Origin of the sequence: Streptomyces sp. NPDC006435 (assembly GCF_040612315.1) — a bacterium.
Classification (GTDB): Bacteria; Actinomycetota; Actinomycetes; order Streptomycetales; family Streptomycetaceae; genus Streptomyces.
In genome coordinates this window covers 57,952-81,725 of record NZ_JBEXPY010000017.1, presented here as the reverse complement: position 1 = coordinate 81,725, position 23,774 = coordinate 57,952, and the positions used below count along the sequence as shown (strand labels likewise).

Here is a 23,774-nt window from a genome sequence, read left to right as displayed (position 1 = left end):
GATTCGCGGGCCTCCGATCCCATATCCTGCGCGGACCGCGACATCCCAGTCACGCTACGCTCACAAGGAATCCGACTCAGACATACGTCCCCCAGCGCTTCACAGCAGAACGGCTCAAGGCACCACATGCCCCAGCACACCTCCGGGTCTGACCGCGCGGCAGTACCACCGGCTGCGCGTGGCACTGTGCGCCCTCCCGCCCCCTCCTCGCTCGACGAGTTGTGGCGTTCGTACAAGTCCACGGGTGACGGGCGCCTGCGGGAGCAGCTGATCCTGCACTACTCGCCGCTGGTGAAGTACGTCGCGGGCCGGGTGAGCGTGGGCCTGCCTTCCAACGTCGAGCAGGCGGACTTCGTCTCCTCGGGGGTCTTCGGGCTGATCGACGCGATCGAGAAGTTCGACATCGAGCGCGCGATCAAGTTCGAGACGTACGCGATCACCCGCATCCGCGGCGCGATGATCGACGAACTCCGGGCGCTGGACTGGATCCCGCGCTCGGTGCGCCAGAAGGCGAGGGCCGTGGAACGTGCCTACGCCACGCTGGAGGCGCAGTTGAGACGCACTCCGTCCGAGGCGGAGGTCGCCTCGGAGATGGGTATCGCGCTCGATGAACTGCACGCGGTTTTCAGCCAGTTGTCATTGGCCAACGTGGTCGCGCTGGAGGAACTGCTGCACGTCGGCGGCGAGGGCGGCGACCGGCTGAGCCTGATGGACACGCTGGAGGACACCGCCGCCGACGACCCGGTGGAGGTCGCCGAGGACCGCGAGCTCAGACGGCTGCTGGCCCGGGCCATCAACACGCTCCCGGAGCGGGAGAAGACAGTCGTCACGCTCTACTACTACGAGGGCCTCACCCTCGCCGAGATCGGCAACGTGCTCGGGGTCACCGAGAGCCGGGTCAGCCAGATCCACACCAAATCCGTGCTGCAACTGCGCGCGAAGCTGGCCGACGCCGGGCGCTGAGCCCCTCGCGGCCGGGCGCCGGTCATGGCTGCTTCGGCCACCGATCGGGGCCGTACGCACCCTCTCGAACACAGGTCGCCGTAGAGTGGACGCGTGCCCAGGATTCGAGCGGCCTCGGTGGCCGAGCACCGGACCATGCAGCGCGGCGCCCTCCTGGACGCCGCCCGCTCCCTGCTGTCCGAGGGAGGTACGGAGGCATTGACCTTCCCTGCCCTCGCCGAACGCACGGGCCTCGCCCGGTCCTCCGTCTACGAGTACTTCCGCTCCCGCGCGGCCGTCGTCGAGGAACTCTGCGCCGTCGACTTCCCCGTCTGGGCGGCCGAGGTCGAGAGCGCGATGGAGCAGGCCACCACGCCCGAGGGCAGGATCGAGGCCTACGTACGCCGACAGCTCGACCTCGTCGGGGACCGCCGCCACCGCGCGGTCGTCGCCATCTCGGCGAGCGAGCTGGACGCCGGGGCACGCGAGAAGATCAGGGCCGCGCACGGCGGGCTGATCGCCATGATCGTCGAGGCGCTCGGCGATCTGGGCCACGAACAGCCGAGGCTGGCGGCGATGCTGCTCCAGGGTTCGGTGGACGCCGCGGTGCGACGCATCGAACTGGGCGTGGCCGAGGAGCCGGAGGTGATCGCGGACACCGCCGTGGCCATGATCCTCCGAGGAGTGCAGGGCGTACGGGGCTGAGCCCGACGCCGTCGCCGCATCGCGGCGGCGAGCAGAACGCCGGGGGCGGCGAGCCCGTCCCCGGTCCCTCCGGCCGGGGCCGGGGGCTCCGGCACACCGAAGACCGGCAGCAGCCTGGACGGCCCCCGCCGCAGCAGTGACGGCGGCAGCAACGACAGCGGATCCAGATACGCGTCCCCGCGCCGCAGCCCCCAGTGCAGACACCCCGACGCGCAGTGGAAGGGCCCCGCCTCCAGAGCGGCGACCACCTGCCCCGCCGTCACCTCCTCGCCCTCCGCGACCACGGCGCGCACCGGCTCGTACGTGGTGCGCAGCGGAGGATCACCGCTCCCCGCCACCTCGATCGCGACCACCCCGCGCCCCGCCACCCGCCCCGCGAACGACACCCTGCCCGAGGCCGCGGCGAGCACCGCCGCCCCCGGTTCCGCCGCGAGGTCGACCCCGCGGTGCCCCCGCCCGTAGGGACCGGCCGGCGGCTCCCACCCCCGTACGACCGAGGGCCGCCCCGTGAGCGGCCACCCCCGCTCACCGCCCGCACCGGGAGCAGGAGCCGGCGGGGGAACGGGTGGCGGCCGGGTCGGCGCCGTCGGCGGTGCGGGGACTTCGGCCGCCCCGGCCGGCAGGCCGCACAGCACCATGAGCAGCGCCATCACCCCCGCCGTGAACACGTCCCGGGCACGGGCGGCGAACGCCACGCGCGGCGGGCGGCCCGCATCGGGAACGACGGACGTGCGGCCCGTATCGGGAAAGGCCGACCGGGGCGCGGTCCCGCGGTGTGCGCGCGGGGAACGGGAAGCGGTCGGACCAGGTGTGCATCGCATGATGGAACCGTCCCGCAACGTCCCGGTCCGCGGGGATCATGAACCGGATCTGTGGACTACCGATCGGTTGTGGACAGCGCCGTCACCCGGCACCCGGGCCGTCCCGTACACTTCCTATGGCGATCCGGGTCACCGGGTCGACTTCGCACGCCCCGCCACCTCCCTCTCAGCGGACGGTGGCCGCGCTCCTCGGTCCCTCGTGGCACGGCGCGTCGGGGCGTCAGGCGCGACAGCAATCCTGCGGTCGCGACAACCGAGCACCTCAAGGAGTACGGCCATGGCCGTCGTCACGATGCGGGAGCTGCTGGAAAGCGGCGTCCACTTCGGTCACCAGACCCGTCGCTGGAACCCGAAGATGAAGCGCTTCATCTTCACCGAGCGCAACGGCATCTACATCATCGACCTGCTCCAGTCGCTGTCGTACATCGACCGCGCCTACGAGTTCGTCAAGGAGACCGTCGCCCACGGCGGCTCCATCATGTTCGTGGGTACGAAGAAGCAGGCCCAGGAGGCCATCGCCGAGCAGGCGACGCGCGTCGGCATGCCGTACGTCAACCAGCGTTGGCTCGGTGGCATGCTCACCAACTTCTCCACCGTCTACAAGCGCCTTCAGCGTCTGAAGGAGCTCGAGCTCATCGACTTCGAGGACGTGGCCGCCTCCGGCCTCACCAAGAAGGAGCTCCTGGTCCTCTCCCGCGAGAAGGCCAAGCTGGAGAAGACCCTCGGTGGTATCCGCGAGATGCAGAAGGTGCCCAGCGCCGTCTGGATCGTCGACACCAAGAAGGAGCACATCGCCGTCGGTGAGGCGCGCAAGCTCCACATCCCGGTCGTCGCGATCCTCGACACCAACTGCGACCCCGACGAGGTCGACTACAAGATTCCGGGCAACGACGACGCGATCCGCTCCGTCACCCTGCTCACCCGCGTGATCGCCGACGCCGTCGCCGAGGGCCTCATCGCCCGTTCCGGTGCCGCCACCGGTGACTCGAAGCCGGGCGAGAAGGCCGCCGGCGAGCCGCTCGCCGAGTGGGAGCGCGACCTGCTCGAGGGCGACAAGAAGGCCGACGCCGAGGTGCAGTCCTCCGCCGAGACCGAGAAGGTCGCCGACGCCGAGAAGCCGGCCGAGGCCGCTGCCGAGGCCCCGGCCGCGGACGCCGAGCAGGCCTGACATCCGTCACGGCTGACGACGGCGGGGGCCGGTGCCACAAGCACCGCCCCCGCCGTCCACCCGTAGATCTTTCAGACTTCGAGAGAGAAACACAGACTCATGGCGAACTACACCGCCGCTGACGTCAAGAAGCTCCGCGAGCTGACCGGCGCCGGCATGATGGACTGCAAGAAGGCGCTCGACGAGGCCGAGGGCAACGTCGACAAGGCCGTCGAGGCGCTCCGCATCAAGGGCCAGAAGGGCGTCGCCAAGCGCGAGGGCCGTTCTGCCGAGAACGGCGCCGTCGTCTCCCTCATCTCCGAGGACCAGACGTCCGGCGTTCTGCTGGAGCTGAAGTGCGAGACGGACTTCGTCGCCAAGGGCGAGAAGTTCCAGGGCGTCGCGAACACCCTCGCCGCGCACGTCGCCGCCACCTCCCCGGCCGACCTGGAGGCGCTGCTCGCCTCCGAGATCGAGGCCGGCAAGACCGTCCAGGCGTACGTCGACGAGGCCAACGCCAACCTCGGCGAGAAGATCGTCCTGGACCGCTTCGCGCAGTTCACCGGCGCTTACGTCTCCGCGTACATGCACCGCACCATGCCCGACCTGCCGCCGCAGATCGGTGTCCTGGTCGAGCTGGACAAGGCCGACGCCGAGCTGGCCAAGGGCATTGCGCAGCACATCGCCGCGTTCGCCCCGAAGTACCTGTCCCGCGAGGACGTCCCGGCCGAGGTCGTCGAGGCCGAGCGCCGCGTCGCCGAGGAGACCACCCGCGCCGAGGGCAAGCCCGAGGCCGCGCTCCCGAAGATCGTCGAGGGTCGCGTCAACGGCTTCTTCAAGGAGGCCACCCTCCTCGGCCAGCCGTACGCGCTGGACAACAAGAAGTCCGTTCAGAAGGTCCTGGACGAGGCCGGTGTCACCCTGAAGCGCTTCACGCGCATCAAGGTCGGCATCTGAGTCCGTCCGCGAACAACGGTGGACCCCTATAGGGTCTAGTGCAGTCGTCGGCCGCACTCACGCCGTACGACCGCAGATCTGACGAGGAGGCCATTGCCGCTGAGGGACACCAGACCCACCGGCAGTGGCCTTCTTCGTATGTGCACGAGGAGAATCTCCATGAACAAGGGCGCGGACGCCGCACAAGGTGACCACAAGCGCGACGACGGCAAGGTGGCCGGACGCTTCATGCTGAAGCTGTCCGGAGAGGCGTTCGCCGGCGGCGGGGGTCTCGGTGTCGACCCCGACGTCGTACACGCCATCGCCCGGGAAATCGCGGCCGTGGTCCGTGACGGTGCGGAAATCGCCGTCGTCATCGGTGGCGGCAACTTCTTCCGCGGTGCCGAGCTCCAGCAACGCGGCATGGACCGGGCCCGGTCCGACTACATGGGCATGCTCGGCACGGTCATGAACTGCCTGGCGCTCCAGGACTTCCTGGAGAAGGAGGGCATCGACTCGCGCGTCCAGACCGCCATCACCATGGGGCAGGTCGCGGAGCCGTACATCCCGCTGCGCGCCGTGCGCCACCTGGAGAAGGGGCGCGTCGTCATCTTCGGCGCCGGTATGGGGATGCCGTACTTCTCCACCGACACCACTGCCGCCCAGCGCGCCCTGGAGATCGACGCGGAGGCCCTCCTGATGGGCAAGAACGGGGTGGACGGGGTCTACGACTCCGACCCGAAGACCAACCCCGACGCGGTGAAGTTCGACGCGCTCGAGTACGGCGAGGTGCTCGCCCGCGACCTCAAGGTCGCCGACGCCACCGCCATCACGCTCTGCCGTGACAACGACCTCCCGATCCTCGTCTTCGAACTGACCGCCATGGGCAATATCGCCCGCGCGGTCAAGGGTGAGAAGATCGGCACGCTCGTGAGTGACCGGAGCACCCGGGCCTGAGAACCGGGGGCCCTCCCGGGCACGACGGGAAGGGCCGGGGCCCCGGGCGACGTCCCGGGACAGGCCCCGAAGGATGGACAACGGCCTGCCGGTCGGACACCGTGCAGGTGAGGACGCGACGCAGGACCCGCAGGGCCCGAGCACGCCGGGCCCGCTCAAGACACGCAGGAGCACGTGGTGATCGAAGAAACCCTCCTCGAGGCCGAGGAGAAGATGGAGAAGGCCGTCGTCGTCGCGAAAGAGGACTTCGCCGCGATCCGTACCGGCCGTGCGCACCCGGCGATGTTCAACAAGATCGTCGCCGACTACTACGGCGCGCTGACCCCGATCAACCAGCTCGCCTCATTCTCGGTGCCCGAGCCGCGCATGGCCGTCGTGACGCCGTTCGACAAGAGCGCGCTGCGCAACATCGAGCAGGCCATCCGCGACTCGGACCTCGGTGTCAACCCGAGCAACGACGGCAACATCATCCGGGTCACCTTCCCAGAGCTGACCGAGGAGCGGCGCCGCGACTACATCAAGGTCGCCAAGGCGAAGGCCGAGGACGCCAAGATCTCCATCCGCGCCGTGCGACGCAAGGCCAAGGAAATCCTCGACAAGCTGGTCAAGGACAAGGAGTCGGGCGAGGACGAGGTGCGCCGCGCCGAGAAGGAGCTCGACGACACCACCGCGAAGTACGTCGCGCAGGTCGACGAGCTGCTCAAGCACAAGGAAGCCGAGCTGCTCGAGGTCTGATGAACGACTCTTCCCGGGGCGCCCCGCCGGGAGCCGGCAACTGGGGCGTGCCCGAGTTGCAGGCCGTTCCGGCGGGTCCTGCATACGATGTGCACGGCGCCCAGCAGACTCGGCCCATGCCCATCGTGCCGGACGTTCCCGACGCAGGTAGAGACGCTGACGACCGTGATGACCGGGACCAGGGGGCCGGACGCCTGAGCGGCGGCCCCCTGTTCCGTGACGAGAAGCCGCAGGAGCCCATGCCCACCGCCGCGCCGCCCCCGCAGAAGAAACGTGCGGGCCGTGACCTGCGAGCCGCCATAGGGGTCGGTGTGGGGCTCGGCGCCGTCATCGTCGCCTCGCTGTTCATCGTGAAGGAAGTCTTCGTCGGCGTGGTCGTCGTCGCCGTCGTCGTCGGCCTGTGGGAGCTCACCTCCCGGCTGGAGGAGCGCAAGGGCCTCAAGGTCCCGCTCGTCCCGCTGGCCGTCGGTGGCGCGGCGATGGTGGTGGCCGGTTACGTACGGGGTGCGGAGGGCGCCTGGGTGGCGACGGCGCTGACCGCGCTGGCCGTCCTCGTCTGGCGGATGACCGCGCCGCCGGAGGGCTACCTCAAGGACGTCACGGCCGGGGTGTTCGCCACGTTCTACGTGCCGTTCCTCGCCACCTTCGTCGCCATGCTCCTGACCGCCGACGACGGACCGCAGCGGGTGCTCACCTTCCTGCTGCTGACCGTGGTCAGCGACACGGGTGCGTACGCCGTCGGCTGGCGCTTCGGGAAGCACAAGCTCGCGCCGCGCATCAGCCCCGGGAAGACCCGCGAGGGACTGTTCGGGGCCGTCTCCTTCGCGATGGTCGCCGGTGCGCTGTGCATGCAGTTCCTGATCGACGGCGGTTCCTGGTGGCAGGGGCTGCTGCTCGGACTCGCGGTCGCGGTCAGCGCCACCCTCGGCGACCTCGGGGAGTCGATGATCAAGCGGGACCTCGGCATCAAGGACATGGGCACGCTGCTGCCGGGGCACGGCGGGATCATGGACCGGCTGGACTCGCTGCTACCGACCGCTCCCGTGGTCTGGCTGCTGCTGGTGCTGTTCGTCGGCTCCGGCTGAGACCGGCCTCCGGCCGGGGGTTTCCACGGGTCAGGGCCCGTCGTCCACAGGACGGCGGGCCCTTGCCGTCGCGTCTGCGACACTGGATGAACCATGCCTAAGCCCGGAGAACTCACTTTCGTCGCGCCCCGCGGAGCCAAGAAGCCGCCGCGGCACCTCGCCGACCTCACGCCCGCCGAGCGCAGGGAGGCCGTCGCCGCGATCGGCGAGAAGCCGTTCCGCGCCCAGCAGCTCTCGCAGCACTACTTCGCGCGGTACGCGCACGACCCGGCCGAGTGGACCAACATCCCGGCCGGATCGCGGGACAAGCTCGCCGAGGCGATGTTCCCCGACCTGATGTCCGTGGTCCGGCACATCAGCTGCGACGACGACACCACCCGCAAGACGCTGTGGAAGCTCCACGACGGGACGCTCGTCGAGTCCGTCCTGATGCGCTACCCGGAGCGGGTGACCATGTGCATCTCGTCCCAGGCGGGATGCGGGATGAACTGCCCGTTCTGCGCGACGGGACAGGCCGGACTCGACCGCAACCTGTCCACCGCCGAGATCGTCCACCAGATCGTGGACGGCATGCGGGCGCTGCGCGACGGGGAGGTCCCCGGCGGGCCGGCCCGGCTCTCCAACATCGTCTTCATGGGCATGGGCGAGCCGCTCGCCAACTACAACCGGGTGGTCGGCGCGATCCGCCGGCTCACCGACCCGGAGCCGGACGGGCTGGGGCTCTCGCAGCGCGGGATCACCGTCTCCACCGTGGGCCTGGTGCCCGCGATGCTCCGCTTCGCCGACGAGGGCTTCAAGTGCCGCCTCGCCGTCTCGCTGCACGCACCGGACGACGAACTGCGCGACACCCTCGTCCCCGTGAACACGCGCTGGAAGGTGCGCGAGGTGCTGGACGCGGCGTGGGAGTACGCGGAGAAGTCCGGCCGCCGCATCTCCATCGAGTACGCCCTGATCCGTGACATCAACGACCAGGCGTGGCGCGGCGACCTGCTCGGCAGGCTCCTCAAGGGCAAGCGGGTGCACGTCAACCTGATCCCGCTGAACCCCACGCCCGGTTCCAAGTGGACCGCCTCCCGCCCCGAGGACGAGAAGGCGTTCGTCGAGGCGATCGCCGCCCACGGCGTTCCGGTGACCGTGCGGGACACCCGCGGCCAGGAGATCGACGGGGCCTGCGGACAGCTGGCGGCGGCCGAGCGCTGAGCGCCTGCGGACGGCCAAAGGGGCCCGTGTAACCTGGGCCCGAAATCAACTTCATATTCCGACAGGGGAGCGCCACAGCGCTGAGAGTGCGGCACCGAGGACAGGTCGTCCGCAGACCCTCTGAACCTCGCCCGGGTCATTCCGGGTAGGAAGTTCGGTCATCAACTCATGCTGTTGCGCCCTGCCCGCTTTCCGCGGGCAGGGCCGCGTCTCTTCCTGGCCAAAACCCAGGAGGAATCCACAATGAGCACCACCCACAGGACCGGTCGGCTCGCGGCGACGGCTGCCGCCGCCGCGCTGGGCGTCACCGCGCTCGCCGGATGCGGGAGCTCCGACGACCAGGCGTCCGACGGCCCCAAGGGCTCCGGTTCCAAGACCGTGACCCTCGTCAGCCACGACTCCTTCAACGCCTCCAAGGAGGTCTTGAAGGAGTTCACGAAGGAGACCGGCTACACGGTCAAGGTGCTGAAGAGCGGCGACGCGGGCGTCGCGCTCAACCAGGAGATCCTGACCAAGGGCTCCCCGCGCGGCGACGTGTTCTTCGGCGTCGACAACACGCTGCTCTCCCGCGCCCTCGACAGCGGGCTCTTCACGCCGTACGAGGCCAAGGGCCTGGACCGGGTCGCCGAGGCCACCCGGCTCGACGCCGAGCACCGGGTCACCCCGGTCGACACCGGCGACATCTGCGTCAACTACGACAAGAAGTACTTCGCCGACAAGAAGCTCGCGCCGCCGAGCACCTTCGCCGATCTGGCGAAGCCCGCGTACAAGGACCTCCTCGTCACCGAGAACGCCGCGACCTCCTCGCCCGGTCTCGGCTTCCTCCTCGGCACCGTCGCCGCCTACGGCGAGAAGGGCTACCAGGACTACTGGAAGAAGCTGGAGAAGAACGGCGTCAAGGTCGTCGACGGCTGGGAGGAGGCGTACAACGAGGAGTTCTCCGGCTCCGCGGGCGGCAAGAAGGCCAAGGCCGACCGGCCGCTCGTCGTCTCGTACGCCTCCAGCCCGCCCGTCGAGGTGCTGTACGCGAAGCAGCCGCCGGCCGAGGCCCCGACCGGGGTCGCCACCGGGACCTGCTTCCGCCAGATCGAGTTCGCCGGTCTGCTGGACGGCGCGAAGAACGAGGCGGGCGGCAAGGCCCTGCTGGACTTCCTGATCAGCAAGAAGTTCCAGGAGGACATGCCGCTCAACATGTTCGTGAACCCGGTCGTCGAGGATGCCGAGCTGCCGGAGGTCTTCACGAAGTTCGGCGCCACCGTGGAGAAGCCGGCGACCGTCGCCCCGGACAGCATCGCCAAGAACCGTGAGCAGTGGGTCCAGTCGTGGTCCTCGCTCGTAGTGAAGTAACGAAGTCCCCCGAACGCGCGACGGACGCGGCCGGGACGGGCGGTCACGGGGAGGGCCCGCGCGGGGACGACGCGCGCGGGCCCGGTCCCGGGCGTTCGCGCGCTGCCCGTGCCGCGGCCCGGCGGGGGACCGCGGTGCGGCTCGGCCTGATGGCCGTGCCCGTGGCGTTCTTCGCGCTGTTCTTCGCCTACCCGGTCGTCGCGATCGTCGGCCGCGGGCTGAAGGCGGACGGCGTCTGGCAGTTCGGCCGGGTCGGCGAGGTGCTGGCCCGGCCGGACATCCGCGAAGTCCTCTGGTTCACCGGCTGGCAGGCGCTCGCCTCGACCGCGCTGACCCTGCTGATCGCACTGCCCGGCGCCTATGTCTTCGCCCGCCTCGACTTCCCCGGCAAACAACTGCTGCGGGCCGTCGTCACGGTGCCGTTCGTCCTGCCGACCGTCGTCGTCGGGACGGCCTTCCTGGCGTTGCTGGGGCGCGGCGGATTCCTCGACGAACTCTGGGGCGTACGGCTCGACACCACCGTCTGGGCCATCCTGCTCGCCCATGTCTTCTTCAACTACGCGGTGGTCGTACGGACCGTCGGCGGACTGTGGTCCCAGCTCGACCCCCGGCAGGAGGAGGCCGCCCGGGTACTGGGCGCCGGGCGGTTCGCCGCCTGGCGACGGGTCACGCTGCCGGCCCTCGCCCCCGCCGTGGCCGCCGCCGCGCTGATGGTCTTCCTCTTCACCTTCACCTCCTTCGGGGTCGTGCAGATCCTCGGCGGCCCCGGCTACTCCACGCTCGAGGTGGAGATCTACCGGCAGACCGCCCAGCTGCTCGCCCTGCCGACGGCCGCCGTGCTGACCCTGGTGCAGTTCGCCGCGGTCGGCGCGATCCTCGCCGTGCACGCGTGGACGGTACGGCGCAGGGAGACCGCGCTGAAGCTGGTCGACCCGGAACGAACCGCCCGCAGACCGCGCGGAGCCGGGCAGTGGGCGCTGCTCGCCGGTGTGCTGCTGACCGTGCTGCTGCTGATCCTGCTGCCGCTCGGCGTGCTGGTCGAGCGTTCGCTGGACACCCCCGGCGGCCACGGCCCCGACTTCTACCGGGCCCTGGGCTCCGCGGACGCCGGTGGCGGGACGTTCCTGGTCGCGCCGCTCGAAGCGATCTGGAACTCCGTGCAGTACGCGCTGGTCGCCACGGTCATCGCACTGGTCGTCGGCGGGCTCGCGGCCGCCGCGCTGACCCGGCGCGCGGGGCGGCTCGTCCGAGGTTTCGACGCGCTGCTGATGCTGCCGCTCGGGGTGTCCGCGGTCACCGTCGGCTTCGGCTTCCTGATCACCCTGGACGAACCGCCGCTGGACCTGCGGACGTCCTGGATCCTGGTGCCGCTCGCCCAGGCACTGGTCGGCGTGCCCTTCGTCGTACGGACCATGCTGCCCGTCCTGCGGGCGGTGGACGGGCGGCTGCGGGAGGCGGCGGCGGTGCTCGGGGCCTCGCCGCTGCGGGCCTGGCGGGAGGTCGATCTGCCGCTGGTGCGGCGGGCGCTGCTGGTCGCGGCCGGTTTCGCGTTCGCCGTGTCGCTCGGAGAGTTCGGCGCGACGGTGTTCATCGCACGGCCCGACCGGCCGACGCTGCCGGTCGCCGTGGCCCGGCTGCTGGGGCGGGCCGGGGAGCTCAACTACGGCCAGGCGATGGCACTGAGCACCATCCTGATGGTGGTGTGCGCCGTCTCGCTGCTGCTGCTCGAACGTATCCGCACGGACCGGGCCGGGGAGTTCTAGCGATGGTCCGGGAGTTCTAGAGATGTCCGGGGAGTTCTGGAGATGCTGACACTGGAATCGGCCACGGTGCGCTTCGGCGGGCGGGCGGCGCTCGACGCGGTGGACCTGGAGGTCGCCGAGCACGAGATCGTGTGCGTGCTCGGACCGAGCGGCAGCGGCAAGTCCACCCTGCTGCGGGTGGTCGCGGGACTCCGGCCGCCGGACGGCGGCCGGGTGCTGCTGGACGGCGCGGACCAGGCCGGGGTGCCGGTGCACCGGCGCGGGCTCGGGCTGATGTTCCAGGACCACCAGCTCTTCCCGACCCGGGACGTCGGCGCCAACGTCGCCTTCGGACTGCGGATGCGCGGGATGCCGCGCCGCGACCGGGAACGCAGGGTCGGCGAGCTCCTCGACCTGGTGGGTCTGCCCGGTGCCGAGCGGCGCGCCGTCGCCGCGCTGTCCGGCGGGGAGCAGCAGCGGGTCGCCCTCGCGCGGGCCCTCGCCCCGAGCCCCAAGCTGCTGATGCTGGACGAGCCGCTCGGCCAGCTCGACCGCGGTCTGCGGGAACGGCTCGTCGTCGAACTGCGCACGCTCTTCGGGCGGCTGGGCACGACGGTGCTGGCCGTCACCCACGACCAGGGCGAGGCGTTCGCCCTGGCCGACCGGGTGGTGGTGATGCGCGACGGACGGATCGCCCAGGCCGGTACGCCGCTGGAGGTCTGGCAGCGGCCCGCCTCCGCCTTCGTCGCCCGGTTCCTCGGCTTCGACAACGTGGTGCCGGCGACGGTGGACGAAGCCGTCGCCGCCACGGCGTGGGGCGAGGTGCCGGTGGCCGAGGGGACGCCGCAGGGGGCGTGCGACCTGCTGGTGCGTCCCGCCGGGGTCCGGATCGGGGCCCCGGGCGAGGGGCTGCGCTGCGTGGTCGGGACGCGTACGTTCCGGGGCAACCACGTCGCCGTACGGCTGCTGCCGGAGACCGGTCCGGCCCTGGAGGCGGAGTGCTCGCTGCGGGACGCCCCCGAGGAGGGGGCGGCGGTCGGGGTCGGCTTCGACGCGGCGGAGACCGTCGTCCTGCCCGCCGCCTCCTGACGACGCGCGTCCTGCCGGCCGTCCGCCGACGGGGTACGCGTCCTGCCCCGTCCGCCGTCGGCACGCGTCCTGCCCGCCGCCCGTGCGGCTCCGGCGGGCCCGGGTGGCGGACTTCGCCCGGGGGCCGGACGATGGCCGGATGCTCCCGTGGCGCGGAACCGGCCGCCCCGGAGCACACCCGGAAGCGGGAAGGACAGCGACCATGACCGAGTCAACACGCGAGGGCATCGACATCACCCGCGTCCTCGACGCCCCGCGAGGACGCGTCTTCGAGGCGTGGACGACGCCCGAGCACTTCGCGGCCTGGTACGGCGGCGAGGCCGAGGTGCCGCTCGACCGGGTGGCGATGGACGTCCGGCCGGGCGGTTCCTGGAGCCTGGTCATCGTGGTGCCGGGCACGGAGATGCCCTTCCACGGGGTCTACCGAGAGGTGGTCGCGCCCGAGCGCCTGGTGTTCACGCTCAAGGACGCCACCGCACCCGACGGCATCGAGGGCGAGACGGTCACCGCCACCTTCGCCGACCGGGGCGACGGGAGCACCGAGATGGTCTTCCGGCAGCGCGGGGGCAACCTCACGGCCGAGCAGTACGCGGCGGCCGAGGACGGCTGGGAGGCGTTCTTCGACGCGCTCGCGGCCCGGCTCGCGTCCTCCTCCTGAACCGGTGCCGCGACCCGGTAAGAGCCGGTGCCGCGCCCCGGTACCGGATCGCCCGGTCCTTCCCGGTGGGGCGGGCCGGGCGGCCGGGGTCTCAGACCGTCAGCGGCAGCGCGGCCAGTTCTGCGATCAGCCAGGTCAGCGGGGCGAAGACGAGCAGCAGGACGGCGGCGCGCAGCGCGGCCGAGCCCCGCAGGGCCGAGGCCGGGGCACCGAGCCGCGACAAGGTCCCCGACACCTCGGAGCGGGCCTGCCGCGTCTCCAGCGCCGAGGTCAGCAGCGTCGCCGTGGTGCAACCGAGGACGAGCACCGCACCCAGCGCGGTGAGCGGACCGAAGGAGTGCTCACCCGCCCCGTACAGGGCGTGGGCGGCGACGGCGGCGGAGAGCACCGCGCAGATCACGCCCAGCGGCCGGCCGATCCGGCGCGCCTCGTCCATCAGCACCCGGCCCGCCAGCAGCCGTACGGCCCCCGGGCGCGCCGACTGCAGCAGCCGTCCGCAGAAGTACGTCAGGCCGGGACCCGCCAGGGCCAGGCCGATCGCCGCCAGCGTCCATCCCGTCAGCACCCCGGCCGGGGTGGCGTCGGTCCGGCCGGGGAGCGGGAGCAGGCTGTGCCCGTCGCCCCGGCTCAGGTACGCCTCGACGGCCAGACCGGCCGCGATCAGCGCCACGCCCCAGGGCAGACCCGTCGGGGGATCGGCGGGGCCGGGCGGTTCCGGTTCCGTCCGGACCTCCGACGAGGTGGCGTCCGGGGCCGCCGTCGGGACCGGCCCGGTGCGCAGCGACAGTCCGCTCGCGGTGGCCGCCGCCACCGGGACCAGGGCCAGCAGCACGAGTGCGGCGCCGAGCGGCAGCGGGGTGTCCGCGCCGAGCAGCCCGGCCGCCGCGCCGTCAAACGGCAGGCCGGACAGATCACCGCGCAGGTGCAGGAAGAACAGCAGGGCCACCGCCGACCCGAGGGTGCAGGACACGGCGGTGGAGACCGCCGCGAGGGCGGCCAGCCGGACCGGTCCCAGGCCCACGGCCGACAGCGCGGAGCGCGGCCGGGCGCTCGGGTCCGTACGTGCCACCGCGACCGCGAACTGCACGGTGGCGGCGAGCGGGACGAAGCACCACAGCAGCCGCAGCAGGGCCCCGGTGGAGTGCGTCGGGTTCCCCGAGGCGTAGCCCAGGGTGCACAGCAGGAGGAAGCCGACCCCGGCGGAGGCGGCGGCGACCAGCAGCCTCCGCAGCAGGACCAGCGGATGGGAACCCCGGGCTAGACGGAGAGCGAGCACGCCGCCCTGCCCTCCGCGTCGGTCACGGCGGGCAGGGCGACGGTGGCGACGCGGCGGCCGTCCAGCAGCGGGACCGTGCGGTCGGCGAGGGCGGCGACCTCCGCGTCGTGGGTGGCGAGCACGATCGTGATGCCGTGCGAGCGGGCCGCGCTGGTGAGGGTGCGCAGCACGTGCGTGCGGTCGCTCCGGTGCAGGGTCGCGGTCGGCTCGTCCGCGAAGATCACCGCGGGGGTGGCGGCCAGGGCGCGGGCCACGGCGATGCGCTGGCGCTGCCCCTGGAGCAGGGTGTGCGGCCGCTGCTTGGCGCAGGGGCCGATGTCGAGCCGCTCCAGCCACTCCATGGCGGTCTTCCGCGCCGTCCGGTGCGAGGTGCCGCGCAGCAGCAGGGGGAGCGCGGTGTTCTCCCAGGCGTTCAGCTCGGGCACCAGCTGGGGTTCGGGGGCGATCCAGCCGAACCTGTCGCGGCGCAGCCGTTCGCGCAGCCGGGGCCCCATGGTGTGGACGGGGACGCTGTTGAACCACACCTCGCCCTGTTCGGGCACCAGCTGACCGGACAAGCAGTGCAGCAGGGTCGTCTTGCCGCAGCCCCGGGGGCCGGTCACGGCGAGGATCTCGCCGTCGCGGACTCCCAGGGAGACACCGCCGAGCGCGGGCGAGCCGTTGTGGGAGTGGTGCAGGGAACGCGCCCAGATCACGTCGTTGTCCGGCGGGGCCACCATGGCGTACACCTCGGTTCAGATCGTAATTCCCGTTCCCCCGTACGGGGGAACGAAGAAAGGGCCGATCGGTCACTCGGCACCGTAGGGATCCGAACCGCGGTGAGGGCACAGCACACGGCCCGGACGCGTCCCTTCCCACTCGAATGGGCGCATCCGGGCCGTGCGGACCGTATGGGGATGCCCGTCCGGAGCGGGCCGGACGGGCGGTCGGGCGATGGCCCGTTCGGCGGGCGGGGGCCGCGGTGGCTCCCGGTCCGCCGGGGCGGCCGGCGGGAGGGTCGGTCCGTGGCCGGTCCTCCCACCGGTGCCGCAGGTCAGAGCTTGGTCCACGCCTCCGTGAGGACGGTGCGCAGGATGCCCTCGATCTCGTCGAACGTCGACTGGTCGGAGACCAGCGGCGGCGCGAGCTGGACGACCGGGTCGCCGCGGTCGTCGGCCCGGCAGTACAGGCCGTTGTCGTACAGCGCCTTGGAGAGGAAGCCGTACAGGACGCGCTCGGTCTCCTCGTCGGTGAAGGTCTCCTTGGTGGCCTTGTCCTTCACCAGCTCGATGCCGTAGAAGAAGCCGTTGCCGCGGACGTCGCCGACGATCGGCAGGTCGAGCAGCTTCTGCAGCGTCGTGAAGAAGGCGTTCTCGTTGTCCAGGACGTGCTGGTTGAGGCCCTCGCGCTCGAAGATGTCGAGGTTGGCGAGGCCGACCGCCGCGGAGACCGGGTGGCCGCCGAAGGTGTAGCCGTGCAGGAAGGTGTTGCCGCCCTCGTAGAACGGCGCGGCGATGCGGTCCGAGACGATGCAGGCACCGATCGGGGAGTAGCCCGAGGTCATGCCCTTGGCGCAGGTGATCATGTCCGGCACGTAGCCGAACTTGTCACAGGCGAACATCGTGCCGAGGCGGCCGAAGGCGCAGATGACCTCGTCGGACACGAGCAGCACGTCGTACCGGTCGCAGATCTCGCGCACCCGCTGGAAGTATCCGGGCGGCGGCGGGAAGCAGCCGCCGGCGTTCTGCACCGGCTCCAGGAAGACCGCGGCGACGGTGTCCGGGCCCTCGAAGAGGATCTGCTGCTCGATCTGGTCGGCGGCCCAGCGGCCGAAGGCCTCGGGGTCGTCGCCGTGGATCGGGGCGCGGTAGATGTTGGTGTTCGGGACCTTGTGCGCGCCGGGGACCAGCGGCTCGAAGGGGGCCTTCAGAGCCGGCAGGCCGGTGATCGACAGGGCGCCCTGCGGGGTGCCGTGGTAGGCGACCGCACGCGAGATGACCTTGTACTTGGTCGGCTTGCCCTTGAGCTTGAAGTACTGCTTGGCCAGCTTCCAGGCGGTCTCCACGGCCTCGCCGCCACCGGTGGTGAAGAAGACCTTGTTGAGGTCGCCCGGGGCGTAGTCGGCCAGGCGCTCGGCCAGCTCGACGGCCTTCGGGTGGGCGTAGGACCACACCGGGAAGAAGCCCAGTTCCTGGCCCTGCTTGTAGGCCGCCTCGGCGAGCTCGTGACGACCGTGACCGGCGTTGACCACGAACAGGCCGGACAGGCCGTCCAGGTAGCGCTTGCCCTGGTCGTCGTAGATGTAGGTGCCCTCACCCCGCACGATGGTGGGAACGGGCGCGGTCTCGTAGTCCGACATGCGGGTGAAGTGCATCCACAGGTGGTCGTACGCGGTTCGGCTGAGGTCCTTGCTCACGGCTATCGGGTTCCCCACATATAGGTCTGCTTCTTGAGCTTCAGGTAGACGAAGCTCTCGGTGGAGCGCACACCGGGGAGGGCCCGGATGCGTTTGTTGATCGTGTCCAGCAGGTGGTCGTCGTCCTCGCAGACGATCTCCACCATCAGGTCGAACGAGCCCGCGGTCATCACCACGTACTCGCACTCGGCCATGGCCGACAGTGCCTCGGCCACGGGGTCGAGGTCGCCCTCGACATTGATGCCGACCATCGCCTGCCGCCGGAACCCCACGGTGAGGGGGTCGGTGACGGCGACGATCTGCATCACGCCCTGATCGAGCAGCTTCTGGACGCGCTGTCGCACGGCCGCCTCGGAAAGACCGACGGCCTTGCCTATCGCGGCGTACGGACGGCGCCCGTCCTCCTGGAGCTGCTCGATGATTGCGAGGGAGACGGCATCGACCGCTGGTGACGATCCGTTCCCGGTCCTGGAGTCTGCGCTGCGACTGGCCACGCCTCCACTGTGCACGGGACTCGTCGGTCTGGCAACCCCAGATCGATGAAATTCGTTGTCTTGGGGCCTCGATATCACTGAATCCGAAGTTGGCGGCGGTTGGGCATGTCGAAAGCGACACCCGAGCGACTACGCTGGGCATCTCACCCATTGGACGTGTCGACAGGAGGGGTGGTTGTGACCACCGAGGTGCGCCGTCTGCGCAACTACATCAACGGAGAGTTCCGGGACGCCGCTGACGGGCGGACCATCGACGTGGTCAACCCGGTGACGGAGGAGGTCTACGCGACCTCGCCGCTCTCCGGGCAGGCCGATGTCGACGCCGCCATGGAGGCCGCCGCGGCCGCGTTCCCCGCCTGGCGCGACATCACGCCCGCCGAGCGCCAGAAGGCCCTGCTGAAGATCGCGGACGCCTTCGAGGAGCGCGCCGAGGACCTCGTCGCCGCCGAGTCGGAGAACACGGGCAAGCCGATCGGGCTCACCCGTGTCGAAGAGGTCCCGCCGATGGTGGACCAGATCCGCTTCTTCGCCGGTGCGGCGCGGATGCTCGAAGGCCGCTCGGCCGGTGAGTACATGGAGGGCCTCACCTCCATCGTCCGGCGCGAGCCGGTCGGCGTCTGCGCGCAGGTCGCGCCGTGGAACTACCCGATGATGATGGCCGTCTGGAAGTTCGCCCCGGCGCTGGCCGCGGGCAACACCGTCGTCATCAAGCCGTCCGACACCACCCCGGCGTCGACCGTGCTGATCGCCGAGATCATCGGCCAGATCCTGCCCAAGGGCGTCTTCAACGTCATCTGCGGCGACCGCGACACCGGCCGCGCGATGGTCGAGCACCCGACCCCGGCGATGGCCTCCATCACCGGTTCGGTACGGGCCGGCATGCAGGTCGCCGAGTCCGCCGCCAAGGATGTCAAGCGGGTCCACCTGGAGCTCGGCGGCAAGGCCCCGGTCGTCGTGTTCGAGGACACCGACATCGCCAAGGCCGTCGAGGGCATCGCCGGTGCGGGCTACTTCAACGCCGGTCAGGACTGCACGGCCGCGACCCGTGTCCTGGTCCACGAGTCCATCCACGACGAGTTCGTCACCGAGCTCGCCAAGGCCGCCGCCGACACGAAGACCGGCCTGCCGGACGACGAGGACGTGGCGTACGGCCCGCTCAACAACGCCAACCAGCTGAAGCAGGTCAGCGGCTTCATCGAGCGGCTCCCCGCCCACGCCAGGGTCGAGGCGGGCGGTCACCGGGTCGGCGAAAAGGGCTACTTCTACGCGGCGACCGTCGTCTCCGGCCTCAAGCAGGACGACGAGATCATCCAGAACGAGGTCTTCGGCCCGGTCATCACCGTCCAGAAGTTCACCGACGAGGCCCAGGCCGTGGAGTACGCCAACGGCGTCGAGTACGCCCTGGCCTCCTCGGTGTGGACCAAGGACCACGCCCGCGCCATGCGGATGTCCAAGAACCTCGACTTCGGCTGCGTGTGGATCAACACCCACATCCCGCTCGTCGCCGAGATGCCGCACGGCGGGTTCAAGAAGTCCGGCTACGGCAAGGACCTCTCCGCTTACGGCTTCGAGGACTACACCCGCATCAAGCACGTCATGACCTCGCTCGACGACTGATTCCCGGTCGGAGGTACGGCGGCGGCCCCGGGCACGAGCCCGGGGCCGCCGCCGTACCCGGGCATCGACAGGGTGTGCGGGCCGGGTGCGCGAAGCTGGACGGTTGGTCCATTGCCCCTCCGTCCGGCCGACCGGCATCCTTCGCGGGTGCGAGCAACCCCGAAGAACCCCATGACCCGCCGGTCCCTGCTGCGCGCCCTCGGGGCCACGGCGGCCGGTGCCGCGCTGGCCGGCTGCGGCGTGCCCGCCGCCTACGTGGAGCCCGGTGACCGAGCCGGGCGCGACGCCTCGGCGAGCGACCGCTCCCTGCACTTCGCGAACTGGCCCCTCTACATCGACACCGACGACGAGGACGAGTCGAAGCGGCCCACCCTCGACGCGTTCGGCAGGCGCACCGGCATCTCCGTCACGTACACCGAGGAGATCAACGACAACGACGAGTTCTTCGGGAAGATCAGCCCGGCGCTGATGAACCACCAGGAGACCGGCCGGGACCTGGTCGTCGTCAGCGACTGGATGTCCGCCAGGTTCGTCCGGCTGGGCTGGGTGCAGGAGATGGACCGGGCGAAGCAGCCCAACGTCGCCGAGCATCTCGACCCGCAGCTGCTCTCGCCCGCCTTCGACAGGGGCCGTACGCACAGCGTCCCCTGGCAGTCGGGGATCACAGGCATCGCGTACAACCGCAAGAAGCTCGGCCGCGAGATCAGGAACGTGAGCGATCTGTGGGCGGACGACCTGCGCGGCAGGATGACGCTGCTGTCGGGGCTCGACGAGGCCTTCGCCCTCCTGATGCTGGGCAACGGCGTCGACATCACCCGCTGGGTGTCGGACGACTTCCACGAGGTGTGCGAGCAGATCGAGAAGCTGGTGCGCAGGAAGCACATCCGCCGCTTCACCGGCAACGACTACATCAAGGACCTGTCGACCGGCGACGTGCTCGCCTGCCAGGCGTACTCCGGTGACGTCATCCAGCTCCAGGCCGACAACCCGGAGATCGAGTTCGTGGTCCCCGAGGAGGGCGCCGAGCTCTGGTCGGAGTCGCTGATGATCCCCAACCTCGCCCGCCACAAGCGCAACGCCGAGAAGCTCGTCGACTACTACTACGAGCCGGAGGTGGCCGCCGAGCTGGCCGCCTGGGTCAACTACGTCTGCCCCGTCCCGGCCGCCCGCGAGGTGCTGGCCGCGGCCAAGGACAAGGAGACCGCCGAACTCGCCGAGGACCCGCTGATCTTCCCCGACGACGAGATGCGCGAGCGGCTGACGATCGCCCGCGACATCACGTCCGAGGAGCGCGCCGGTTTCGCGAAGAAGTGGAACGCCATCGCCGGTCTGTGAGCGGCGGCGGTCCGGGGCCGGTGCGGCACGGGCAGGCGCGGGCCGGGGCCGGTGCGGGGGAGCCCTCCCGGATAGCATCGGCGCCCATGACGGCCGAGGACGGACGGAAGAACGGGCAGGGGAACGGACGGAAGAACGGGCACAGGACGGAGCGTTGGACGTCCCGGGTGCTCCTGGTCGACGGGCACGACCGGCTCCTGCTGCTCTGCGGACGCGATCCGCGCGGGCCGGGGGCGCGATGGTGGTTCACCGTCGGCGGGGGCGTCGAGGACGGTGAGGACCACATCGGGGCGGCGGTCCGCGAGATCCGGGAGGAGACGGGACTGTCCCTGCCCGCCCACCGGCTGGGCCCGCTCCTGTGGACCCGGCGGGCCGCCTTCACCGTCGACGACCGGAGCTTCGACCAGCACGAGGAGTACCGCCTCGTCCGCGTCACGGACGACGAGGCGCACCGCGTGAGGATCGACCCGGTCGAGGCCCGCCACGGACACCGCTGGTGGTCGGTGCGGGAACTGGCCACCACGGAGGAGACCGTCCGGCCGAAGGACCTGGCCCGGCTCCTGACCGGTGCGCTCACGGAGCCCCGGCCGGCCGACGGCCCCGTCCACCTGGGGGACTTCGACGAGGAGACCGACCCCGACAGCCCCGCCGGCCGCCCCCGCGCAGGGGCGTGAGGGCGCGGCGCGAGAACCCCGGCAGGCGGTGCGAGGAGCCGGTGGACACGGGCGTACGCTGCGGACATGAGCGAGCGAAGAGCCCTGCTGGGGCGCATACGCATGTGGTTGATCCTCTTCATCGTCTGTCTGGTGCTGAGTGGACTGACCGCCTTTCCGCTCGTCCATGAACTCCGTTGGGCCGAGGACCTGTTGAGGTCCTCGGCCTCTCCCGTTCCGGAGCAGTTCCCGGCGCTGATGGAGTGGATCACCAAGGTCCGCACCGGCCTGGACCGGACCGACGCGAAGTACCCCTTCGTGCTGTACGGCACCGACTGGCTGGCCTTCGCGCACCTCGTCATCGCGGTCGCCTTCTACGGCCCCTACCGCGACCCGGTCCGCAACATCTGGGTCATCGAATTCGGCATGATCGCCTGCGCCGGGATCATCCCGCTCGCGCTGATCTGCGGGCCCATCCGGGGCATCCCCTTCTGGTGGTCCGTCATCGACATGTCGTTCGGGGTCTTCGGGGTGATCCCGCTGCTCGTGGTGCGCCGCATGATCAAGCGGCTGGAGGCGCTGGAACGGGTACCGCGGCCGGAGCCCGCGCCACTGGCCGCCCCGGCGGGCTGAGTCAGCCCGCCGACGGGGCGCCGAAGGCCGCCGCCACTATGTCCGACGCCGTGGGGTTCATGCCGTTCCCCTTCGCGTCCGTCGAGTTGACGCTGTAGACGAGGGTCCGGGAGAGATCGCGGGTGGCCGCCACAACCGTGTTGTAGCCCCAACGGCCACCCGTCTTGCCCCAGACCTCGCGGCCTCCCAGCCTCATCATCGAGAGACCGGCGCTGTACGCGGCGGGCCCGCCCGTGCCGTACTCGCGGACCGAGGCATCGGGCAGCGTGAACATCTCCCGGAGCAGCGGTCCGCGCACCACCTGCCCGCCGAACAGGGCCCGGGTGAAACGCTCCAGGTCGGCGGTGGTCGAGATCAGGTCGCCCGCCGCCCAGGCGTCCGTCGCCCCCCACACCGTCACATCGCGCAGCTCGCCCGTGCCGAAGAGCTGGTAGCCGTGGTTGTGAGGACCGCGGATCGTCGGGTCGGCGCCGGGGAAGCCGGTGTCCTTCAGGCTCAGCGGCTCCAGGATGCGGCGGGAGACCTGCGAGGCGTACGTGTCACCCGTGAGCCGCTCGATCAGCAGGCCCGCCACGGTGTAGCCGATGTTGGCGTAGTGCTGCTGGGTGCCGGGCGCGAAGTACGGCTCCCGGGAGGTTGCTTCGCGCACGGTGCGGACCGGGTCGTGCAGATCGAAGCGGTGCGCGTACGCGTCGTCCAGGTCGCCGCCCGTCCCGACGGACGGGATGCCGCTCGTGTGGTTCAGCAACTGGCGCACCGTGACGCCCCCGTACCCCGCCGGGATCAGATCGGGCAGATAGCGCCGGACCGGGCGGTCCAGGTCGACCCTGCCCTCCCCGGCGAGCTGGAGCACGACGGCCGCCGTGAAGACCTTGGTCACCGAACCGGCCCGGAAGCGGCCGTCCGGATCCGCCGGCCGTCCGGAGGCCAGGTCGTGGACGCCGGCGCTGCCCCGCCAGACTCCTTCGGAGCCCGAGACCCGCACCAGGGCGGCCGTGGCGTCGTCCTTCGGGAGCCCCTGGATCGCGGCGCGCAGGGCCTCGGCGTCCGGGGCTTCCCGAGCGGGGGCCTTCCGCGCCGGACGGCCTGCGGCCGCCGGGGTACCGGAAGCCGCCAGGGCCGGTGGGACGGAGCCCGCGACGATGCCGAGGACCAGTGCGGCTGCGACGAGGGTGCGGGACGTGCGGGCGCTCATGCCGGGTGCCTCCGAGGAATGGAATCCGTGACTGCCTACGGACTCCATCCTGTTGACCCGCCCGTCCGGACGGATCCCCCGCCCGGGGGTTTGCCGGAGGGAGATCAGCTCCCCCGCGCGGGGGAGCGGACCGGACCGTCTCCCCCGGGCGAGGGAGCGACGAGACCGGTCTCGTACGCGCAGATCACCGCCTGGACGCGGTCGCGCAGCCCCAGCTTGGACAGCACGTTGCCGACATGGGTCTTCACCGTGTGCTCGCTGACGACCAGGGCCGCCGCGATCTCCGCGTTCGACAGACCGCGGGCCAGGTGCAGCAGCGTCTCGCGCTCGCGGGCGGTCAACGCGTCGAGCCGCCCGGAGGGCGCCGTGTCCGGGGCGGCGGGCCGGGAGGTGTAGTCGGCGATCAGCCGGCGGGCCACCGACGGCGCGAGCAGCGAATCGCCGGCCGTCACCACCCGCACCGCGTGCACCAGGTCGTCCCGGCGGACGTCCTTGAGCAGAAAGCCGCTCGCGCCCGCGTGCAGCGCCTCGTAGACGTACTCGTCGGAGTCGAACGTGGTGAGCATGACCGTCCGGCAGCCGCTCTCCGCGCAGATCGTGCGACAGGCCTCGATCCCGTCCATGACCGGCATCCGGATGTCCAGCAGGGCGACGTCGGGCGCCAGCCGCCGCACCGCGTCCACCGCCCGCGCCCCGTCACCCACCTCCGCGACGACCTCGATGTCCGGCTGCGCGTCCAGAATCATCGCGAAGCCGCTGCGCACCAGCTCCTGGTCGTCGGCCACCACCACACGGATCGTCAACTCCCCACC

Annotated in this window: 22 protein-coding genes, 1 pseudogene and 1 riboswitch; of the genes and pseudogenes, 16 read left to right on the top strand and 7 right to left on the bottom strand. The window is 71.1% G+C overall.

Annotated features, from left to right (window positions below; genetic code table 11):
* Positions 1-126 precede the first annotated feature (126 nt).
* Together whiG and ABZZ04_RS18495 are read left to right on the top strand one after the other, a co-directional pair.
* On the top strand, positions 127-963 hold the full coding sequence (whiG, locus tag ABZZ04_RS18500) for an RNA polymerase sigma factor WhiG (protein ID WP_356933267.1): 837 nt from the start codon (positions 127-129) through the stop codon (positions 961-963).
* 117 nt (positions 964-1,080) lie between these two features.
* Positions 1,081-1,647, top strand: a complete 567-nt coding sequence (locus ABZZ04_RS18495) for a helix-turn-helix domain-containing protein (protein ID WP_356933314.1) — start codon at positions 1,081-1,083, stop codon at positions 1,645-1,647.
* 83 nt (positions 1,648-1,730) lie between these two features.
* On the opposite strand, the pseudogene ABZZ04_RS18490 reads toward ABZZ04_RS18495, so the two are convergent.
* Positions 1,731-2,297: pseudogene (locus ABZZ04_RS18490) on the bottom strand (M23 family metallopeptidase); the annotation flags it as partial.
* 448 nt (positions 2,298-2,745) lie between these two features.
* Between ABZZ04_RS18490 and rpsB the strand changes: the two are divergent.
* The 10 genes from rpsB (at position 2,746) to ABZZ04_RS18440 (ending at position 13,364) form a co-directional block, all read left to right on the top strand.
* A complete protein-coding gene (rpsB, locus tag ABZZ04_RS18485; RefSeq protein ID WP_148839595.1) occupies positions 2,746-3,636 on the top strand; it encodes a 30S ribosomal protein S2 in 891 nt (296 codons plus the stop codon).
* Between the two features lie 99 nt (positions 3,637-3,735).
* On the top strand, positions 3,736-4,572 hold the full coding sequence (gene tsf / locus ABZZ04_RS18480; protein WP_148839597.1) for a translation elongation factor Ts: 837 nt from the start codon (positions 3,736-3,738) through the stop codon (positions 4,570-4,572).
* 159 nt (positions 4,573-4,731) lie between these two features.
* Positions 4,732-5,508, top strand: coding sequence for a UMP kinase (gene pyrH, locus ABZZ04_RS18475; protein ID WP_356933266.1), 777 nt, complete (start codon positions 4,732-4,734; stop codon positions 5,506-5,508).
* A gap of 177 nt (positions 5,509-5,685) precedes the next feature.
* Positions 5,686-6,243: a ribosome recycling factor gene (frr, locus tag ABZZ04_RS18470; RefSeq protein ID WP_356933265.1), complete on the top strand. Its 558-nt coding sequence runs from the start codon at positions 5,686-5,688 to the stop codon at positions 6,241-6,243.
* Positions 6,243-7,328 carry a phosphatidate cytidylyltransferase gene (locus ABZZ04_RS18465; RefSeq protein ID WP_356933264.1) on the top strand — a complete coding sequence of 362 codons (1,086 nt, stop codon included), beginning with the start codon at positions 6,243-6,245 and terminating at the stop codon, positions 7,326-7,328. Before frr ends, ABZZ04_RS18465 begins: the two co-directional genes overlap by 1 nt.
* A gap of 93 nt (positions 7,329-7,421) precedes the next feature.
* Complete coding sequence (gene rlmN, locus ABZZ04_RS18460) at positions 7,422-8,528, top strand: 23S rRNA (adenine(2503)-C(2))-methyltransferase RlmN (RefSeq protein ID WP_148839604.1); 1,107 nt, start codon at positions 7,422-7,424, stop codon at positions 8,526-8,528.
* Positions 8,529-8,581: 53 nt separating this feature from the next.
* Positions 8,582-8,698: riboswitch (TPP riboswitch) on the top strand.
* Positions 8,699-8,771: 73 nt separating this feature from the next.
* Positions 8,772-9,875 (top strand): thiamine ABC transporter substrate-binding protein, encoded by a 1,104-nt coding sequence (locus ABZZ04_RS18455; protein ID WP_356933263.1) that lies wholly within the window; start codon positions 8,772-8,774, stop codon positions 9,873-9,875.
* Positions 9,876-10,024: 149 nt separating this feature from the next.
* On the top strand, positions 10,025-11,638 hold the full coding sequence (locus ABZZ04_RS18450; protein WP_356933262.1) for an iron ABC transporter permease: 1,614 nt from the start codon (positions 10,025-10,027) through the stop codon (positions 11,636-11,638).
* Positions 11,639-11,680: 42 nt separating this feature from the next.
* On the top strand, positions 11,681-12,706 hold the full coding sequence (locus ABZZ04_RS18445) for an ABC transporter ATP-binding protein (protein WP_356933261.1): 1,026 nt from the start codon (positions 11,681-11,683) through the stop codon (positions 12,704-12,706).
* 202 nt (positions 12,707-12,908) lie between these two features.
* Positions 12,909-13,364: an SRPBCC domain-containing protein gene (locus ABZZ04_RS18440; RefSeq protein ID WP_356933260.1), complete on the top strand. Its 456-nt coding sequence runs from the start codon at positions 12,909-12,911 to the stop codon at positions 13,362-13,364.
* A gap of 91 nt (positions 13,365-13,455) precedes the next feature.
* On the opposite strand, the gene ABZZ04_RS18435 is transcribed toward ABZZ04_RS18440, so the two are convergent.
* The 4 genes from ABZZ04_RS18435 to ABZZ04_RS18420 form a co-directional block, all read right to left on the bottom strand.
* Positions 13,456-14,640, bottom strand: a complete 1,185-nt coding sequence (locus ABZZ04_RS18435) for a hypothetical protein (protein ID WP_356933259.1) — start codon at positions 14,638-14,640, stop codon at positions 13,456-13,458.
* Complete coding sequence (locus ABZZ04_RS18430; protein ID WP_356933258.1) at positions 14,622-15,359, bottom strand: ATP-binding cassette domain-containing protein; 738 nt, start codon at positions 15,357-15,359, stop codon at positions 14,622-14,624. The genes ABZZ04_RS18435 and ABZZ04_RS18430 overlap by 19 nt, the downstream gene beginning before the upstream one ends.
* 314 nt (positions 15,360-15,673) lie before the next feature.
* Positions 15,674-17,053 carry an aspartate aminotransferase family protein gene (locus ABZZ04_RS18425; protein WP_356933257.1) on the bottom strand — a complete coding sequence of 460 codons (1,380 nt, stop codon included), beginning with the start codon at positions 17,051-17,053 and terminating at the stop codon, positions 15,674-15,676.
* Positions 17,038-17,544, bottom strand: a complete 507-nt coding sequence (locus ABZZ04_RS18420; RefSeq protein ID WP_356933256.1) for an Lrp/AsnC family transcriptional regulator — start codon at positions 17,542-17,544, stop codon at positions 17,038-17,040. Before ABZZ04_RS18420 ends, ABZZ04_RS18425 begins: the two co-directional genes overlap by 16 nt.
* A 162-nt stretch (positions 17,545-17,706) precedes the next feature.
* Between ABZZ04_RS18420 and ABZZ04_RS18415 the strand changes: the two genes are divergently transcribed.
* The 4 genes from ABZZ04_RS18415 to ABZZ04_RS18400 all read left to right on the top strand — a co-directional run bounded on the left by ABZZ04_RS18415 (position 17,707) and on the right by ABZZ04_RS18400 (position 21,767).
* Positions 17,707-19,146, top strand: a complete 1,440-nt coding sequence (locus ABZZ04_RS18415) for a gamma-aminobutyraldehyde dehydrogenase (RefSeq protein WP_356933255.1) — start codon at positions 17,707-17,709, stop codon at positions 19,144-19,146.
* A 171-nt stretch (positions 19,147-19,317) separates the two neighbouring features.
* Positions 19,318-20,481, top strand: a complete 1,164-nt coding sequence (locus ABZZ04_RS18410; RefSeq protein ID WP_356933313.1) for a spermidine/putrescine ABC transporter substrate-binding protein — start codon at positions 19,318-19,320, stop codon at positions 20,479-20,481.
* 86 nt (positions 20,482-20,567) lie between these two features.
* The gene (locus ABZZ04_RS18405; protein ID WP_356933254.1) at positions 20,568-21,155 is read left to right on the top strand and encodes an NUDIX domain-containing protein; all 588 of its coding nucleotides are present in this window, start codon (positions 20,568-20,570) and stop codon (positions 21,153-21,155) included.
* Positions 21,156-21,221: 66 nt separating this feature from the next.
* Positions 21,222-21,767, top strand: a complete 546-nt coding sequence (locus ABZZ04_RS18400) for a hypothetical protein (RefSeq protein WP_356933253.1) — start codon at positions 21,222-21,224, stop codon at positions 21,765-21,767.
* A gap of 1 nt (position 21,768) precedes the next feature.
* Here ABZZ04_RS18400 and ABZZ04_RS18395 read toward each other — a convergent pair whose 3' ends face one another.
* On the bottom strand, positions 21,769-22,962 hold the full coding sequence (locus ABZZ04_RS18395) for a serine hydrolase domain-containing protein (RefSeq protein WP_356933252.1): 1,194 nt from the start codon (positions 22,960-22,962) through the stop codon (positions 21,769-21,771).
* Between the two features lie 104 nt (positions 22,963-23,066).
* A complete protein-coding gene (locus ABZZ04_RS18390; RefSeq protein ID WP_356933251.1) occupies positions 23,067-23,765 on the bottom strand; it encodes a response regulator transcription factor in 699 nt (232 codons plus the stop codon).
* Between the last annotated feature and the right edge of the window lie 9 nt (positions 23,766-23,774).